This window comes from Mesorhizobium sp. M7A.F.Ca.US.011.01.1.1 (genome assembly GCF_003998295.1).
GTDB lineage: Bacteria > Pseudomonadota > Alphaproteobacteria > Rhizobiales > Rhizobiaceae > Mesorhizobium.
On sequence record NZ_RZRT01000006.1, the window covers coordinates 59,006 to 77,032 of the forward strand.

The 18,027-nt window shown below is 60.6% G+C and carries 12 protein-coding genes; 1 reads left to right on the forward strand and 11 read right to left on the reverse strand.

Annotated features, from left to right (window positions below):
* Positions 1 to 17 precede the first annotated feature (17 nt).
* From EOA13_RS10255 to EOA13_RS10275, 5 genes are all read right to left on the reverse strand, one after another.
* Positions 18 to 698: a redoxin domain-containing protein gene (locus tag EOA13_RS10255; protein ID WP_127292367.1), complete on the reverse strand. Its 681-nt coding sequence runs from the start codon at positions 696 to 698 to the stop codon at positions 18 to 20.
* A gap of 19 nt (positions 699 to 717) precedes the next feature.
* The gene (locus EOA13_RS10260; protein WP_127292025.1) at positions 718 to 4,014 is read right to left on the reverse strand and encodes an adenylate/guanylate cyclase domain-containing protein; all 3,297 of its coding nucleotides are present in this window, start codon (positions 4,012 to 4,014) and stop codon (positions 718 to 720) included.
* Positions 4,015 to 4,704: 690 nt separating this feature from the next.
* Positions 4,705 to 6,084: a hypothetical protein gene (locus EOA13_RS10265; protein ID WP_127292027.1), complete on the reverse strand. Its 1,380-nt coding sequence runs from the start codon at positions 6,082 to 6,084 to the stop codon at positions 4,705 to 4,707.
* Entirely contained in the window at positions 6,084 to 6,608 is a 525-nt protein-coding gene (locus EOA13_RS10270) for a GNAT family N-acetyltransferase (RefSeq protein WP_127292030.1), read from the reverse strand. The genes EOA13_RS10265 and EOA13_RS10270 overlap by 1 nt, the downstream gene beginning before the upstream one ends.
* Positions 6,609 to 6,682: 74 nt before the next feature.
* On the reverse strand, positions 6,683 to 7,522 hold the full coding sequence (locus EOA13_RS10275) for a hypothetical protein (RefSeq protein WP_245490342.1): 840 nt from the start codon (positions 7,520 to 7,522) through the stop codon (positions 6,683 to 6,685).
* Between the two features lie 188 nt (positions 7,523 to 7,710).
* Here EOA13_RS10275 and EOA13_RS10280 point away from each other — a divergent pair, with 188 nt between their 5' ends.
* Positions 7,711 to 9,126 carry an adenylate/guanylate cyclase domain-containing protein gene (locus tag EOA13_RS10280; protein WP_127292035.1) on the forward strand — a complete coding sequence of 472 codons (1,416 nt, stop codon included), beginning with the start codon at positions 7,711 to 7,713 and terminating at the stop codon, positions 9,124 to 9,126.
* A gap of 127 nt (positions 9,127 to 9,253) precedes the next feature.
* On the opposite strand, the gene EOA13_RS10285 is transcribed toward EOA13_RS10280, so the two are convergent.
* The 6 genes from EOA13_RS10285 to EOA13_RS10310 form a co-directional block, all read right to left on the reverse strand.
* Positions 9,254 to 9,733, reverse strand: a complete 480-nt coding sequence (locus EOA13_RS10285; RefSeq protein ID WP_023809557.1) for a class I SAM-dependent methyltransferase — start codon at positions 9,731 to 9,733, stop codon at positions 9,254 to 9,256.
* A 210-nt stretch (positions 9,734 to 9,943) separates the two neighbouring features.
* Positions 9,944 to 11,125, reverse strand: coding sequence for an ABC transporter permease (locus tag EOA13_RS10290; protein WP_127292038.1), 1,182 nt, complete (start codon positions 11,123 to 11,125; stop codon positions 9,944 to 9,946).
* Entirely contained in the window at positions 11,122 to 12,120 is a 999-nt protein-coding gene (locus EOA13_RS10295) for an ABC transporter permease (RefSeq protein WP_023809555.1), read from the reverse strand. Before EOA13_RS10295 ends, EOA13_RS10290 begins: the two co-directional genes overlap by 4 nt.
* Positions 12,121 to 12,122: 2 nt before the next feature.
* Complete coding sequence (locus EOA13_RS10300) at positions 12,123 to 14,021, reverse strand: ABC transporter substrate-binding protein (RefSeq protein WP_127292041.1); 1,899 nt, start codon at positions 14,019 to 14,021, stop codon at positions 12,123 to 12,125.
* Positions 14,018 to 15,913 (reverse strand): ABC transporter ATP-binding protein, encoded by a 1,896-nt coding sequence (locus EOA13_RS10305; protein WP_127292044.1) that lies wholly within the window; start codon positions 15,911 to 15,913, stop codon positions 14,018 to 14,020. Before EOA13_RS10305 ends, EOA13_RS10300 begins: the two co-directional genes overlap by 4 nt.
* Before the next feature lie 156 nt (positions 15,914 to 16,069).
* Positions 16,070 to 17,404 (reverse strand): adenylate/guanylate cyclase domain-containing protein, encoded by a 1,335-nt coding sequence (locus EOA13_RS10310; RefSeq protein ID WP_127292047.1) that lies wholly within the window; start codon positions 17,402 to 17,404, stop codon positions 16,070 to 16,072.
* Positions 17,405 to 18,027 lie beyond the last annotated feature (623 nt).

The following is an 18,027-nucleotide window of genomic DNA, read 5'->3' on the forward strand; positions in this document are numbered from 1 at the left end:
TTTGACCCAACGGGACCTCATTGGGCGACTTGCGACACAGCTGACATCAGTTCCTTCGGGTTGGGCGCCCCAAACATGTATCGCCCCCCCTCCGGAACCTCCGTGAAACTCCAGCGGACAATTCCCTGCCTGTCCAGCAGGAATTGACCGACCAATTGTCCGTGTCCTGTTGCGATCATCTGTTCGTCGGCTTCGGTCACTTCGTAAGGGTGCTTCCTATCGAGGATTTCGCTCGCTGCAAAAGGATCCATGGGACCGGGCAACTCGCCTGGTATGTCGACCCGCATATCCTTTGCTGCTGCCATCGAGACCTTGTACGGCCAGTTCGTCTCGTTTTGGGTGAATTCGAGATTGGGTAGTCCAAAAGCACGATGTGAAGCGCGTTCCGGGTCGGAGGCCGCAAGCAGGTTCGGCATCGGGTGGTAGCGGAAATAGAGACGCGCCCGTTCGATCGGCGTGTTGACCACCGTCAGGCTCTCTACGCCCCTTTCGCGCAGCTCCGGATCAAGCCGCGCCTGGGCGGCGATGTGGCGCCGGCAGAAGGCACAATGCAGACCTCGAAACAGGCCGACCAGCACTGGTTTTTGCCCGCGAAAGTCGTCGAGCGCGATCTTGCCTTCCTGGGTAATAGCGTCAAGCACCAGGTTCGGCGCACGGTCGCCCGGTTGAAGCGGTACCAAGTCACTAGGCGCGGACATTTCCAACCCCTAACCCCGGCTAGTCGAGAAAAGGCAGCACCACAAGCGCTTCCGGGTCGAGCCCGTGCTGGGCGCATATACCCTGCGCCAGGGAAAAGTAGCGTTCGGCCTCGGCCAGATTGTCGAGGTCCAGATTAAGCGTTGCGAGACCATCATAACACGGAAAGAGCAGTTGGGGCTCGCCCATTTCGCGGGCGACGTCCAGTGCTTCGTGGAACAGGCCAACCGCCAGTTCCGGACGACCGTTGCACTGGTGGATCTGCCCAAGCACGATCAACGGCACCGGCAGGTGCTCGCGCTGGTCGAGCGCCCGGTCGATCTCGATAGCCTTCTCGGCGGCAGGCACGCCCTCCGTTGGACAGCGATCCGTGAAAGTACAACAAGCGACCGCCAGATTGGCGAGGAGGCGGGCCTGGAAACCCAGATCACCAATATGGCGCGCCACGTCCAGACCGCGCCGACAGACCTCCATCGCCTTTGCCGGATCGATAGTCGTGTAAAGCACGCCGAGATTGGTGTAGCCGCGGCAGGCCGCACCCAGCAGACCGGCGGCTTCGGCCAATTCAATGCTGCGCTCGACCTGGCCAACGGCTTCACGGTTTCGTCCGAGGCGAGCCAGCGCAACAGCCTTGGTATTAAGTGCCTCGGCGGTCACAAGAGTGGCATCGCGTCCTACGTCGGAAACATGCTCCGTCGTCAAAGTGCGTACACAATCCAGCGCCGCGTCCGCCCATTTTGTCGCGAGGGAGTGATCTCCGCTCCGGAACGCCTGTCGGCCACGTTCTTGCCAGAGATGCGCCTGCTCGATCGGGGCATCCGCTCCATCGAGGAGCGCTGCCGCTTCAGCATAGCGGGATTCTGCGTTGTCCCGCTTGCCGACGTCCCAGAGCAGCCGACCGATCTTACGCAAAACTCGCGCCGAAGCGACACGATCTGCCGACTCGCGGTATGCTAGCAACACCGCCTCGTAGTGGTGGTGCGCGACCTGGCGGCGGCCTGCCGGGCCGCTCAGATCGGCAATGCGCTCTGCAATTGCCAGTTTGAGCGGTGTTTGCCCGATCGCACCCACCGCCGTCAGTGCTCGCTCATAGAAACGAAGGGCGTCGTCGTTGGCGTATATCATGCGGGCGCGATCACCCGCCGCCTGCAGGTAATGCGCGCCCCTCTCCCGCTCGGCGCTCTGTGCGAAATGATGACCGAGCACGGCCAAATCCTCGAGCCGTTCCGGCCCGTCGCCGCACAGTTGCTCCAAGGCAGCACCGACCCGCCCGTGAATGTCGGTCCGGCGTTGCACGAGCAGATTCTGGTAGATCACGTCCTGCAGCAATGTTTGAGTAAAGCGGTAGCTTTGCGACGAGCCCGAGCCAGATCCGGCAACTTCCTCGATGATTTCCGCATCGCAAAGCAGTTCGCAGCCGGCTTCTAGCCGGCCGGGGTCGGATGTAACGGTTTTCAGAAGGGGGGCATCGAAGCGCGGGCCGATTACCGCGGCTTCCTGGGCCAACCGGCGCAACTCTTGGGGCAAACGGTCGACCCGAGCAAGCAACATTGCCTGGATCGTGGCGGGAATGCCGGTTGCGACTTCGCCTGCCACAGTCCGCCATCGCTGGCCCTCTCGCATCAATACACCGCGATCGATAAGGCCGCGAACGATCTCCTCTAAAAAAAGCGGGTTGCCGCCCGCGCGCTCGAGGATCTGGCCGAGAAGCCCTCCTGCGGAGTTTACCCAGCTCTCGCCGAAAAGCGCCGCCAGCAGACTGCGTCCGTCATCATTGTTGAGCGCCGAAAGCCTGAGCGCCGTGTGACTGACCCGATTTGAATCGAGTTGGTCGTTGTCCAGCGCTGGACGATGCGTGACCAGCAACATCAACCGTGTGCGTTCCAACCTGTCCATCACGAAACGCAGTGCCTCAATTGACACGGCGTCGGCCCAGTGCAGGTCTTCCACGACAATCAACAGCGGCGACAACGCAAGCCGCCGTTCGATGATTGTGCGGACTGCGTAAAGAATTTGCCGCCGCAGCTGCTCGGGTTCGATATGCTGCAAGGTGGCATCGGGGTCGCCAAGGCCAAGCACATGGTAAAGCAAAGGCATCAGTCGCTTCGCCTCCTCGCCCTGCAGGCCGAGATCGGTAAGCAAGGCTGCGAGCTTCCCCCTTATTTCATCCCCATTGTCGTTCTGCATCATCCCCGCAGCGCTGCGCACAACTGCGTCCAAGGCGCCAAATGATTGTTCGCCCAGCGGTGAGCACGCGGCCTGCCGCACGGCGACGTTGCGAAAACGATCCTCGTCGCCGACGCGGGCGACGAACTCCTTCACGAGCCGCGACTTCCCGATACCGGCCTCTCCGACGAGGCGGACAAGTTGGGCCGAGCCGCCGCACGCTTGGTCAAGGCTCGCCAACATTCTATGAAGCTCCGCACCGCGACCTATCATCGGCGCGCTGAGGCCGAGCGCCTCCAGCCCACGTGCTGCACGCGGGGCCGCAAGCGGTGCATCCAGTCGATGGACGAGCACGCTGCCGGCCTTGCCGCGAAGCACGATATCGCCCAGCGACTCGTAAGAGAAGGCATGCCGGGTCAGCCTGTGAGTGAGTTCGCCTACCAGCACCTCACCCGGTGCGGCCAGAGATTGCAGGCGCTGCGCCGTATTCACGGTGTCGCCGGTCACCGAATAGGATTTGGCGGTGCCGATGCCCAATCCGCCAGTAACAACCGGACCGGTGTTTATGCCGATGTGGAGTAACAGAGGCGAGCCGGAGTGGGGGGTGCTTTCACCGAGCCGCGCCGTCCGGGCAATCATGTCGAGAGCGGCGCGAAGCGCACGTTCCGGATCGTCTTCATAGGCCACCGGCGCACCGAACAAAGCGAGCAGCGCATCGCCGATGAATTTGTCTACGAAACCGCCAAAGTTTCGCACGGCCCCCGTCAATTCCTTGAACAGCGCGTTCTGCAGAGCTTGCATCACCTCGGGGTCGAGCTGTTCGCTGAGTGTCGTGAAGCCGCAAAGGTCGGCGAACAGGACCGTTACCGTCCGGCGATCGGCGTCAGAGACGGGATGCAGCCCATAGCTTTCGATGTTCGGAGGCAGCGACGGGATTCGAGAAGGCGGCACGATGGTCCCGCTTGGTTCCGGAACAGGCCGTTCGGCGGCTTTTGCGGACGCACCAAGGCGTGCCCCACATTTCGGACAGAACTCGAAATCAGGTGCGCAGGGGTAGCCGCAGCTGGCGCATGGCACAGGCTGGCGCCTGCCACACTTCGGACAGAAGGCGTAACCGCCCTCAATCTCGAAACCGCAGCCCGAGCAGTCCATGGAAACCTCACCCGAGCATGATGCCGAAAAGTTTGAAGCGGTTTTCGGACCACATCATGCTCTGTCTCTTTGACCTAGAGATGGATTCAGATTTCAGGTCGATTCGGCCTGCAATCATCCGGCTCTTGGGGCCATGACTCGTGATCTCGCCACGCCCTTCACGGCCAGGGTATTCACAATGATGAACCGATAGCCGTCAACCGGCAAGCGGCAGTGCAAATGGGCATCCGTGGGTCCGGTGGCGGAGCGTTGCCGATTCGGACGGCTGCTTGGCCGTCGTTGCGAAGTTCTCTCTTCGCCCCTCCGTCTTCCTGCTATCATGGAGATGAGGAGACGGACCTTGAGCGAGAATCGCAGACTAGTCGCAATCCTAGCTGCAGATGTGGTTGGATACAGCCGGTCGCCAGCGCGGACGAAGATTCGCCTCGCGTCTGGAGGGCGTCGCGGCGCCCGGCGCTATCTGCCTGTCCGAGGACGCCTATCGCTAGGTCAAGGCGAGGCTCGACCTCTCGGTCAGCGATCTCGGCACGCGCGGGCGGCATGGCAGGAACTGCTCGCGTCAATCCTGACTATTCGCTGGAATACCGCCGCAAAGTCTTGCCTTACAAGAACCCTGCCGATTTCGAACTCATGATCGACGGGCTCCGCAAGGCGAAATAGCGCAATGACAAATGAGGGCATGCGGCCGGATCAGACGCCAAAGGCTCGGCCGATCTTGCGCCATCGGGCGTTTTCACGAACCAGTTTCAGGTCGTCGGTCGTCTCGGCAAAGGTGTGCGAACGGTAGTGCCCGAGCAGGTCAGGAAACAGCCTCCCTGCCGGCAGGCCGGCAACCTGTTCGCGAACCGACATTTTTTCATCGATGACCCGGGTGCCCCAGGCATTTTCCCGAACCTGCAACTCGGCAGCCAGACCGCGCTCTTCCGGCGCGGTTTCATCCAGCGCAGCCAGCAGGATCGAGTGGAAAAGCGCTACATAACCGATCTGCCTCAGGCCGCCCACGACCCGCACGCGCGGCAATATGGCAAGAACGAGGAATGTCAGGAACAAGTTCGGCAGCAGCACGCCGTCCAGCAGCGCCTGCTTGAGATGCGCCCGCTCGAACGGGATGGAAAGACCATTCTGCCTTTCAGGCTCGATCAGGTGCCCGTTATCGAGAACAAGCTTGCGCACGCGCTCCTCGCGAATGCCCCAGAAGTAGGCCGTGGCATTGGGCAGGAATCTGCCAAATGGGCCCGATTCGGTCTCTTGCAGGGTACGTTCGAGACGCTGACGCCTTGCGGGCTCAAAGAGCAGCTTGGAAAGAAGGCTGCCGTCATGGTCCAGATGCCGCGCCACGACGGAAGCCGCGAGCCGGTCATCGATGAACACCGGCCGAGCCATGCCGGAACGATCCCAATCGGCGACCAGATCCTCGTTGAGGGCTGTCAGTGCATCAGCGGCGGTTCCAAACACCTTGTCCTGGCTGGCGAGCAGTGTGCCCAGCCAGCGGCTGGCATCCGTTTCGTCGCCCACCGCCTCGAGCGCCCGCTTGTTGAGGGTGACCGGGCCGGCCGCGCAGGCGCTTTTGCGGCATAGTTTGTGGCGCCCCATGCCAAACAAGTTGACCTTATCGTCGCCGACATCGAGCCATCCTGGCCCCTCCCGGCCAATTGTCTCCATGGTCATCGTCGTTCCCATGAAGCCGACGAAGGCCGACAGCCCGTTTTCGACCGCGCCGAGCCAGGCAAACAGGAGAGCATCGAAGGTGATCCGGTCCATCAGAAGCAGGCAGTGCAGGCCGGACTGAATCACCGGTCTGTGGTCGAATTCTTCAAGGGCCTTGCCGACCTCTTCAGGCTGCATGATCAAATCAAGGCGCTGATGCAGTATATCAAGCAGGATCGAACGGGCAGCGATCGCCGGACCCGAAGCAGGCCTTGCCACCGGCCGCCACAGATGGCGGGCGTATTCGGAAACCGGTGCATTCCAGTTCTGCTCGATGTCACGCACGACTTCCGGACAGAGCCGTGACAGCACTGCCAGAAGTTCCACCGGCAGCTTAAGGGTTGGATCAAAGACCGTGGTCATCAAAACCGCAGCCGGGCCATGCTCAGGAGGTCGTGGTACTGCCCGTCGGTAAAACCGGCCTTCACATGCCGGCCTTCGACCTCGAAGCCGTGGCTTGTGTAGAGGCGAATAGCCGGTTCGTTGTCGGCGTAGACGGTCAATTCGACCCGCTTCAGGGCGCGCCAGTTGTCGGCCACGTCAAGCAGCGCGCCAAGTATGGCAGAGCCGATACCCTTGCCGACAAAGCCATCGTCAAGGCCGATATTGATCTCGCCGATATGCGAACGGCGCGGCGAACCCTGCACGACCAGGCTGCCATGGCCGACGACCTTGCCGTCCAGCTCGGCAACGATCCAGGTGGTTTCCTGGCCGGACTTGGCAATACGCCGTTCTACCTGTTCCACCATCTCGAATGGCATCCTGAGCGTGCCCCAGCGGAAGCCCGGCATGTTGAAGATGGCGCAAAGCGCCTCCGCATCGCTTGGCCGAATGGCCCGGAGCTGCGGCTGGATTTTCTCTGGGAATGGCGAGGTCGTGCTGGTCATGGCTTTCCCGGCGAAGGCAATCGGCCCGGCACGATGCACCGGACGTCACCTGAAAATCCAGCCATCTCCGCATCCTATGATGCCGATTGCGCGCTGAAGTACCGGGAGACGGCGTAGAGTTTGAAGATGCCGCTGATTCCGATCCAGCCGAAAAGGGCGAGCCAGCACAATGTCCCCGTCGCCGTCCGGTCGATCCGGTGCATCGCGGTGTCGGTGATGACGAGGCCAAGGATGACAAGCAGGCCAACTAGGAACTGCGCCAGGCCGAGCACCAGCAGCTCTTCGCGCGGCGCGTTTTTCCAGACGAGATATGTGCCGCCCGCGCCGGCGAGGAAGATGGCGCTGTAAACCTGAGCGTGGAAGGCGTCGATCGGCCATGGCCAGAAGCCGCCGAATGTCAGGGGAAACAGCAGCAGACCGACGCCATAGAGCCCGAGGATCGCCATTTCCATCGACATGTAGCCGCGCCATGCAGAGTTTAAGGTCACGCCCTTTGCGGAAGGACGGGCCCTGGCCCGCCACAAGAACAGCCCGGATACCGCGACCGAAGCAAGATAGACCAAAAACCAGAGCCAGGGCGCTTTCCGCTCGAAGTTGAAATAACCGAGATTGATGAACGAAGCCACCGACACGATGACGGTGAAGATGAAGGCCATGACGAGCACAAGCCTGCCGGGCGACCAGCGATTCCAGAACAGCAGCGCCGCCATCACGACCATTTCGGCGGTGTAGAAGCCGCCGAGGAAGCGGGCGTTGAACGGCGTGACGGCCCAGGGCCAGCGCGGCTTGACCAGCGCAGGCGCGAAAAAAAGGCCGGCGCCGACGATCAGGAAGATGACGACCCCCGCAGAGAAAAGCCGGAAGGCCGTGGGAAATGGCGGGTTGTCGGGTGTCGGCGCGGGAGAAAGTCCCAAAGATGAATACTCCATGGACCCACCATAGTGCCGCTTGTGATCGGGGAAAATCCCGACGGAATTGACACGTCGGCGGGCTTTTCCTTTCGAATGGCTGTACGATCCGTTTCGAAGTAAGATGGAGCGCTCGGAACGAAGAACGGTTCCGGCCAACCCACCTCGGGGGCGCATTTTCCGGAGCCTGCACGATGACCGAAACTCAGGATCTGTTCGCGCTTTTGGGGCAGTCGACCGACGTCGATCCGAAGGCAATCGACGCGATCCGGCGGACCATCGCGGAAGGCAAGGATCATGAACTTTGCCGCATCAATGTGCCGGCTTTCGCCAGCAAGCATGGCCTCGACGAGGAACGCGCCATAAGCGCCTTCCTCCATGCGGCGCGGGTGGCCATCTTCGACATTTCCTGGAATGTTCTGTGCCCCGGCTGTGGCGGCGTGCTCGACACCAACGCTACGCTGAAAACCCTACAGAGGGACGAATACACCTGCGCGCTATGTTCCGAAGGCTATTCGCCGACCCTCGATGAAATGGTCGAGGTGACATTCACCGTGAATTCCCGCGTGCGCAGGATTGCCGCCCACAATCCACACGAACTGCCGTTGGTGGAATATTTTCGCCAGATCTACTGGGGATCCGGCGTCGATCTGCCGGAAGAGGATCTGGCGAAAAACATAGAAGCGTTCTCGCTGGCGGATATCGAGCTGGCGCCGGGTGAAAAGGCCGTTCTGCCCATACAGCTTCCGTCCGAATTCATCATCGTCTTCGAGCCGGTCACCCATTCAGCGCAGTTCATCGACGCGAAGGGCGAACCAACAAAAGAGCGGCGAAGCCTGTCGTTGGCTTTCGACCGCGACCATGTCCAGAACCAGACACTGGAAATGCAACCCGGTCCGCTGCGTATTTCGCTGGAAAACAGGACCGACACCCGGGTGCTGCCGGCAGTCTTCATCGCCGGCGAGGCATTGCATAATCTCCTGGGCAAACGCCGGCCTTTTCTAACCGCCAAGCGCCTGCTCACCAACCAGACGTTCCGCGACCTCTATCGTACGGATACGCTCGACATCAACCAGCGCCTGAAGATCACCAGCCTCACCTTCCTGTTCACCGACCTGCGCGGATCGACCGCGCTTTACGAGCGGGTGGGCGACCTTTCAGCCTTCGATCTCGTGCGCGTGCATTTCCAGGTTCTGCACGAGATCGTCGCGGCGGAGGCAGGCGCGGTGGTGAAGACCATCGGCGATGCGGTGATGGCGACATTCGCGACGCCTGATCGCGCGATGGCTGCGGCCCTCAGGATGCGTGACGCCATGCGTGCGCTCAACGACAGAAGCGGGCGCGAGGATCTGCTGCTCAAGATCGGTGTCCATGCCGGTCCCTGCATCGCCGTGTCCATGAACGAGCGACAGGACTATTTCGGCCAGACGGTCAACATTGCTTCACGGGTCCAGAACCTGGCCAACGCACAGGCTATCTTCGCCACCCGTGCGGTGGTCGACGACAATCTCACCGCCGATCTGTTGCGCAAGAACGCGCTGACGCCCGTGCCTCACGAAGTCTCGCTGCGCGGCATCGAGCGGGAGATAGCGGTGTATACAATCCCGTGAGCAATTGGGCCGTCCAGAGCAATTCCACGGAAAGTGTAAACGGTTTTTCGGGAAAAGCGCGTAGCACTTTCCCTTGGAATTGCGGTAGAGCAGCGTTTGCGTGAAAAGATGAGGCGCTCTCGGCCGCTCACACGCGCTTGCAGAGGAAATAACGATCGGCGGGCTCTGAAGTCGGCGCCGGGAGGCGTTGCAGCAGCGGGTGATCGAGCGGCGTGCCACTGACCGCAAAGCCGCCGACGCGGAGAAGGCTCGCAATCAGATCGGGAAGCCAGGTAGCAGTCACTGCATCGCGATCGTCATAGCCGGTGCCGATGTCGGCATGAACAAGGGCGGCTTCGATGCCAATGAACTTGCGGGCCGTCTCGCGTATTTCGCCGAGCACGAGGTTTTCGGCTTCGGGAATTGAGCTGGCATGTGCGCCGACTTCGCGGTCGAACACCACGATCCGGCGCCCGGGCAGGCGCTCGCGCAGATGGTGGAACGTCCGACCGTTGCCGAGGCCGAGCTCGAGTACAAGCCCCTCCATCTTCGCCACCTCGACGCAGACTTGGTCGAGAATGTCGCGCTGTGCGGTCATCCTGCTGATGAAATTCTCGAGGCGACTCATATGCTTTTGTGTGTCCTGAACCAGCTCAAGAGATCGTCAATGCCGCCGACAAGAACTGTTCACGGGTGAATCCCGAAGGCGTAGTGCTAAACTCGATCACGTCTCGGCACATATAGAGGTGGGCGATGAACACTGCAACAACCGCACAGGCAGCCGGCAAGGATCATACCGGATGGAATAGGCGGCACGGCGCGCGGCAAAATAACGACCTCACTTGTAGGGATCTGCGGCGTCCCGCAAGCCGTCTCCGAGGAAGTTGAACGCCATGATGACGAGAATGACGGGGAGCATCGGCAAGAGAAGCCATGGATAGAACGCGATCACGCTGACGCTGCGCGCCTCGGTGAGCAGGATGCCCCAACTGGTTATCGGCGCCCTCAGGCCGAGCCCGAGGAAGCTCAGCGCCGTCTCGCCCAGGATCATGCCAGGAATCGAGAGCGTCGCCGTCGCGATCAGATGCGACATGAAGCCGGGAATGAGATGCCGCCTAATGATGCGGCTGCTTCCGGCGCCCATCAACTGCGCGGCGAGAACGTAATCTTCCTCGCGCAAGGCCAGAAGCTTTGAACGCACGGCCCGCGCCAGTCCGGTCCAGTCGAGCACTCCGAGGATGACGGTGATGCCGAAATAGATCAGGATCGGACTCCAGGTTATCGGCATGATCGCCGCCAGGGCCAACCATAGCGGAATGCTGGGAATCGATTGCAGAACTTCGATTATTCGTTGAACGATCAGGTCGAAGATACCGCCGTGATAACCGGCCAGTCCGCCGATGACGATGCCGAGCAGGAAGCTGAAACTGATGCCGACGAGGCCGATTGTCAGTGAAATGCGTGCGCCATAGATCATGCGCGAGAGCACGTCGCGCCCCAGCCGGTCGGTGCCCGCCAGGAAGAGCTGACCGTTTTCGGCAGCGCAGACAAAATGCCTGTCACCTTCGATCAGGCCCCAGAACCGGTAACTGTCGGCCTTGCAGAAGAAACGGAGCCGCTGAACATCGTCCTGGTTGTCGATGTAGTTCCGCTTGAGCGTGTCCATGTCCAGCGTCATCTGGCGGCCATAGACGAACGGCCCGACGAACTGGCCGTTGTGGAACAGGTGCACCTGCTGCGGCGGCGAATAGATGTAGTCCATGTTGCGCGTGTGCAGGTTGTAGGGCGCCAGGAACTCGCAGATCAATATCCCGAAATAAAGCACTACCAGGAATATGCCGGATACAAGGGCGAGCCGGTGCATGCGGAATTTCCACCACATCAGCCGCAACTGCGACGCCTGAAAGACTTTCGACTGCTCCACCGTCATCGCCTCGACCGACTGCAGGTCAAAGGGCGTGCTGGAAACATAGTGTTCTAGTGGAGCACCCGGAGCGGGCAGCGGCGAATCCGTCTTCATTTGGTGCTGCCACCCTGCAAACGAATTCGTGGATCAAGCAGCGCCAGCGCCAGGTCGGAGATCAGGACACCGATGACCGTCAGGAAGGCGAGGAACATCAGGAATGACCCCGCCAGATACATATCCTGGCTTTGCAGCGCCTTGATCAGCATCGGCCCGGTCGTTTCCAAAGACAGCACGATCGCCGTGATTTCGGCGCCGGAGATGATGGCCGGCAGGATGGAGCCGATGTCGGAAATGAAGAAATTGAGCGCCATGCGCAGCGGATATTTGACCAGCGCCCTGAACGGATGAAGACCTTTGGCGCGCGCGGTCACGACATATTGCTTGTGCAGCTCATCGAGCAGATTGGCGCGCAGCCGCCGGATCATGCTTGCCGTGCCGCCGGTGCCGATGATCAAGACCGGAATCCAGAGATGGGAGAGTATCGACTTCGCCTTGGCCCAGCTCATCGGCTCGCTGAGATATTGCGGGTCCATGAGATGGCCGATGGACGTGCCGAACCAGATGTTGGCGAAATACATCAGGATCAGCGCCAGCATGAAGTTCGGAATGGCAAGGCCCAGGAGGCCAAAAAAGGTCAGGCCGTAATCGCCCCAACTGTATTGATGCGTCGCGGAGTACATGCCGATCGGAAAGGCGATGAGCCAAGTGAAGATGATCGTGACGAAGGAAACCAGTACGGTCAGCCACATTCGGTCCCCGACGACGTCGCGAACCGGCAACTCATACTCGAAGGAATAGCCGAAATCGCCGTGCAGCATACCGCCGACCCAATAGAAGTAGCGAATGATCGGCGGCTTGTCGAAACCATATTCCTTGCGCATCATCTCGATGCGATCGGAATCCACCCCTTCGCCCTGTGCCCGAAGCTCGGCGACATAGCTGTCGAAATAGTCGCCGGGGGGAAGTTCGATGATCGTGAACACCAGCGCTGATATCACCAGCAGCGTTGGAACCATCACAGTAATGCGCCAGACAATATATCGAAGCACGCTCAGGACTCTCCAAGCCAGAATGTATCCGGCATGTAGACACCGAAATAGGCGGTCGGATCGTAGCCGAAGAGCGCCTTGTCAGGCAGATTGCGCAGCCGTGAGGACACCAGAATCGGCTGATGCGTTCCGTTCACGGTCCCGATCGAAAATACCTGATCGGTGTAGATCGACAGCATCGAATTCCAGATTTCGGCGCGCTCTGTCGCTTCGGTCGATGCGTTCCAGCGCTTGAGCAAAACCATTAACTCGATCACTGCAGGAAGATCGGGCGTCTCGCCCATCTTGCCATGAGACAAGTAGTGAGCACCCCAGAGCGGCCATTGCAGCTGATCGTCGATGGTGGGGGCCAACTGACTCGGGTTCATGTCGGCGGTCGGCACGCCATTGTCGATGCCCGACCACATCGACATCATGATCTGGCCGCCAAGCGCGCGGCTGCGGAAGATGTCGCGCTGCGAAGTCCGGATGAACAGAGCGATGCCGATCTTTCGCCAGTGATCGGTGATGAGTTCGAGCGCGTCGGTTTCCAGCGTGCTTTCGCCGGCGGTTTCCACGATGATCTGGGCAGAGCGTCCATCGGGAAGTATCCGCAGACCGTCATCGTCACGTGCCAGAAGCCCGACCTCGTCGAGCAGCGCGTTGGCCTGGTCGGGATCATGGGCAACCCAAGCTTTAGCGAATTCCGGCCGGTAGAGCGGGCTCTCGGACAAGACCGTATCGGCGCTTTCCTGCGCCAATCCGTAGAACACGGCCATATTGATCTCGCGCCTGTCCACGGCGAGCGAAAGTGCGCGGCGCACGCGCACGTCACGCAGAAGGCCACGCCACACCTGGTCGGCGCAATTCAGATTCGGCAGCAGCGCCAGCCGAGAACCCTGTGTGCGTTTCCACAGGTGCATCTTCACCGGATAGCGCTTCTCCGCGTCCTTCAGGAAGGAGTAATCGCTGAAGTCAATTCCCATGCATTGAAGATCGCTCTCGCCCGCCCCGGTCTTGGCGGAGATGATCGCCGATGAGCTGACATTCATGATGATCCGGTCAACATAGGGCAGTTGCCGGCCGTTCTCGTCTACTCGATGAAAGAACGGGTTGCGCTCGAAGATGAATTGCTCGGCCGGCGGCTTGGTCCGGTTCTGCCAGGGGTCGAGCGTCGGCAGTTCCGGGTTCTCCGGGCGATACTGCCGCGACATACGGATATGCAGGAGCGTCCATTTCTGGGTCCGGTTCTCCTTCATCAGGCCGGCGAGCCGGAATGGATCCTGATATTTCTTGTGGAACTGCTTGAGATAGGCGGATGGCAGAACAAGCGATATCGGCGAAGCGGCAGCGAGCTTGGGCAGGAAGTCGGGATTGGGCGCATCCCAACTATAGCGCACCGTCAACGGATCGACGATCTCGAAGCGTGGCGGCTTGCCGTCCGCCATCAGGGTCGGGGCGAGCCCGCCTTGCGAAAGCTCATCGTTCAGCCAGACATCTTCCCAACAATAGCGAAAATCCTCCGGCGTCAGCAGGCTGCCGTCGGACCATTTGTGTCCTTCCCGTATCTTGAACGTGAAGATGCGATCATCCGCGACGTCGAAACTTTCGAGAATGTCGGGTTGCATGTTGAGCTTTTCGTCATAACCGACCAGGCGAGAATACCCGTAGATCGTCATCATCCGGATATCTTTCTGGCTGCCGATGATCGTCCGCAGCGTGCCGCCATACTGGCCGGGCAGCCGGCCCATTGCAGCGAGATTCAGCGCGCGCGGACTCTTGGGCAGGCGCTCGGTGAGTGCCGGCAGCGCCCTGGCTGTCAGCTGCGGCCGAAGAAATTCCGGCTCCAGGTCGCCAGCGCGCGACGTGCCCGGCAGGAGTGCCGAAGCCATCAGGCCAAGGACGGTGCGACGGCTGATCAATGGCGTAACTCGCTGACATCGGCCGAACGTCGGGCCAGCACGAGGTGGCCGCCGCCAAGATCGAGCGGCGCCAGGACATCCTCGTCGCCTTCTTCGCGGAATTGCGGTCCCCATGCGCTGGTGTCGGAAGCGCCGCCGAGCTTCAGCGTCTTGAAATCCATCGGCCGGTCGAGATCGGGGAAGGGTACCGCGGCAAGCAGTGAGCGCGTGTAGGGGTGGATCGGTTTCCTGAGCAGAATTTCGCGCGGCGCAAGCTCGACGATACGCCCGCCGCACATCACCGCGATGCGGTCCGCCATGTAGTCCACCACCGCCAAATTGTGGGATATGAACAGGTAGGTCAGGCCCAGTTCCTTCTGCAGGTCCTTCAGAAGGTTCAGGATCTGCGCCTGGACAGAGACGTCAAGCGCCGAAACCGGCTCGTCGCAGATCAGGAGTTCAGGCCCCAGCGCCAATGCGCGCGCGATGCCGATGCGCTGACGCTGCCCGCCGGAGAAACTGTGCGGATAACGCTTGATGAAGCGCGGATCGAGCCCGATTGCCTGCATCAGGCTCTTGACCGTGGCGAGCCGGGACGCGGTATTGCCACGCTCATGGATTTCCAGCGGCTCGCTCAAGATGTTCTCCACCGTCATGCGAGGTGAAAGCGACGAAACTGGGTCCTGGAAGACCATCTGGATTTTCGCGCGCAACATGCGCAGGGCATCTCCCTCTGCGCCCAGGACGTCGGTCGGTCCATCGCGGCCGTTGAAGATCACAGAACCGCCGCTGGGGGTGATGGCCCGCATGAGGATCTTGCTGACGGTTGTTTTGCCACAGCCGCTTTCGCCGACCAAACCCAGACACTCACCCCGCCTGATGTCGAAGCTCACGCCGTCCACCGCGTGAACAGAGGATTGATGACCCCCGCTGAACCATCCGGACTTGCGGGTGGTGAAGGTCTTTGTCAGATCCCTCACCGACAGGAGGATGTCGTCTGGCCCCCTCGATGCCGGGGCAGTCTGCTTGCCGAGCAGGTTCCCGACATTCACCGGTACCTCGCGGAGCGCCTTTAGCCTTTCACCGGGCTTCAGCTCGAAATGCGGAACGGCTGCCATCAGGCCCTTCAGGTAAGGGTGGCCCGGCCGGCGGAATATCGCCTCGACAGGCCCCATTTCCATGATCTCGCCATGGTACATGACCACCACCTCGTCGGCGACATTGGCGACAACGCCGAGGTCGTGCGTGATCAGCAGCATCGCCATGTTCAGCTTGGTCTGAAGCCCGCGCAGCAAATGCAGGATTTGCGCCTGGATGGTGACGTCCAACGCCGTCGTCGGCTCGTCGGCGATCAACAAAGCAGGCCGGCAGATAAGCGCCATGGCGATCATGGCGCGTTGCCGCAATCCTCCCGAAAGTTCAAATGGATACATGTCGTAGGCGCGTTTGGGATTGGGGAAGCCGACAAGGCCGAGCATTTCCTCGGTCCGCGCCTTGCGCTCCGCCCGAGCCATAGGCGTATGAATCTGCAAGGATTCGCTGACCTGGTTGCCGATCGTGTGCAGCGGCGACAGCGATGTCATTGGCTCCTGAAAGATCTTGCCGACGCGGCTGCCTCTCAACGCCCGGATTTCGGTTCCGTCACGCTGCATCTGCAGGATATCCTGCGTCGTTCCGGGCTTTTCAGGATCGGAAAACAGGATACGGCCGCGAACATGTGCTGTGTTCGGCAAAATGCCCATCACTGCCTGGCTGAGAACCGATTTTCCGGAACCGGACTCGCCCACAAGCGCGGTAACCTTGCCGGGCAGGACGCGAAGATTTGCACGCCTGACAGCATGCAACGGTCCCCCGATCATGGCAAAAGAGATACCAAGATCCTCGATCCGCAGCAGATCAACGCCCGAATTCATCCTCACACCAGCCCCACTCTGGCAGTCTGCCGGGCGGCAGACCCAAAAGCGAGACTAGCGCATTGCCAGCCTAGAGCAACTTGGATTCGAAACGGATTCGGCGACAAAACCGGCGACCGGACTGCACACCAAGGCGCTCGGACCAGATCGTGTCGGTTACTGGAGCTTCCTCCGCTCACTCGCCGACAGCCGCGCGGCATCGCGATGAAGCAGCATGACCTGCTCGGCGTCCGATATCCGGTCGTGAATCGGCGCAGCGTCTTCATCGAGTGCGAGAGCACCCGACAGATCGGGTGAAAGCACCGTCAGCTTCTGCTTGCTGCCCGCCAGTTCCTCCGTGCCGAGCGTCAGCCAACTGTTGTCGCCGCAATAGCTGGCGAAGTCCTTGCTGGCGAGAACGCTGTGCGGATATTTCTTGGTCAGGGTCTGGAGACGCTGGACCTCGTTTACAGCCGAGCCGAAGACAGAGAATGTCAGCCGGTCGGTAAGCCCGACATTGCCGAACATCACATTGCCGACATGCAGGCCGATACCAAACTTTATGTCGCCCAGTCCCTGCTCCTTTCTGCGCCGATTGAGTTCCATCATGCGCGCGCTGGCCTTGTGCGCTGCCGCAAGAGCAGCCTGGCAGGCGATCTCGGACTGCGAACGATGCCTTTCGCAGGGGTAGACGGCGATGAAGCCATCACCCAGGAAACTCATGATCTGCCCGCCTTTGCGATTGAAAGGCGCAGCGATGGCATCGAAAAACTGGTTCAGCGTATCGATGTAGATTTCGCGACCGGAGGTTTCTGCAAGCCTTGTCGACCCGCGCATATCGCCCATGACCAATGCGGCCCGGATTGTGTCACCCTCGCCGCGCTTGATCTGGCCGTCCAGCACACGCCTGCCGGCGTCGCCGCCAAGATAAGTGGTCATCATGTTGTCGGCGAGCTTGGTGAGCATCGCCATCTTGGTGGCGATAGCGAGATAGTTCTGGATCCGCAATAGCGCCGAAATCATGCCGTCGCTGAAGCCAGACGCACTGTCGGTCGACCACGACCCCATCATGCCCTGGCTGGTATCGCCGTTGAAGGGATGCACGAAAGCCATGTAATCGGTGACGCCCATACGCCTGAGGTCGTCGAAAACAGGAAACTCCGACCGCACCGACGGGTCAAGCCGGCGCCGCAGGTGGTCGAGCTTGTTGCTGAGCAGATGGTAGTATGGGCTGGTCAGGAATCTGTCGGAATGAACGCCGTTCTCACTGCGGAAGCCTTCCACTTCCAGGCCCTGGCCGCGAAGCCAGGTAAAGCCAAGCGCGTCATAAAGCGGATGAAGCATCGAAAAGCTCAAATGCACCCGCTTCAGCGGCAGGCCGGCAGCAGCCAGCCGTTCACAAAAGCCCTTTACCAATGTTTCCAGGTCGTTGCCCGCCAGCGCCGATTGGCTCAGCCAGTCGGCAACTTTATCCATGAGAATGGTGGAAATTTCTGCTTGCGCTGTGCTCATGCTATCTCAAACCCGTCGAAGACGAGCCATCTCCTTTGATCCGCCACACAATCGAAGTCAGTGAAGCCGGCTTCGACGAAAGCCGGCGAAGAATTTCCTAAATAACTCCTTGCAGGAAGGAAGCAGGCGTAAACAGCATCTATCACCTGGAACCCTATGTGGCGAGGCTTCCGGCGGAGTGCAATCTCGATCCTGACATCGGGCAAAGAATTCGCCGTCTCAGACATCGTCGGGCCTTCACCACCACTGTCTCTTGGACCAGCCCGAGGCGGCCAAAATCATTGCGTGTGTCGACGATCAGAGGAGCGTGATCAGCGATCGCCTGATAGTCGTCGATCGCGTCGTGGTCGGTTGCCACGACGACAGCATCGAATCCGTCGGGATCCTCTCGGGCTCCCGGTGTTTCGTCAGCGGTGTCGGAACGCAGATTATGATGGCATCGCAGACGGCTAGTTCGACAAATCCGCCGTGGCGCGGAACCGCCCGGCCGGCAAGGGCTGTCGACGTCACTGCCTCAAGTAGGATTGGCCGTTGTTCAGGCTCTCGACCTTCCGGGTTTCGATTCCGAAGCCGGAAACCGGGGACCCGGCGCGTGCGATCGCAACCGACAGCGGCAACCCGAC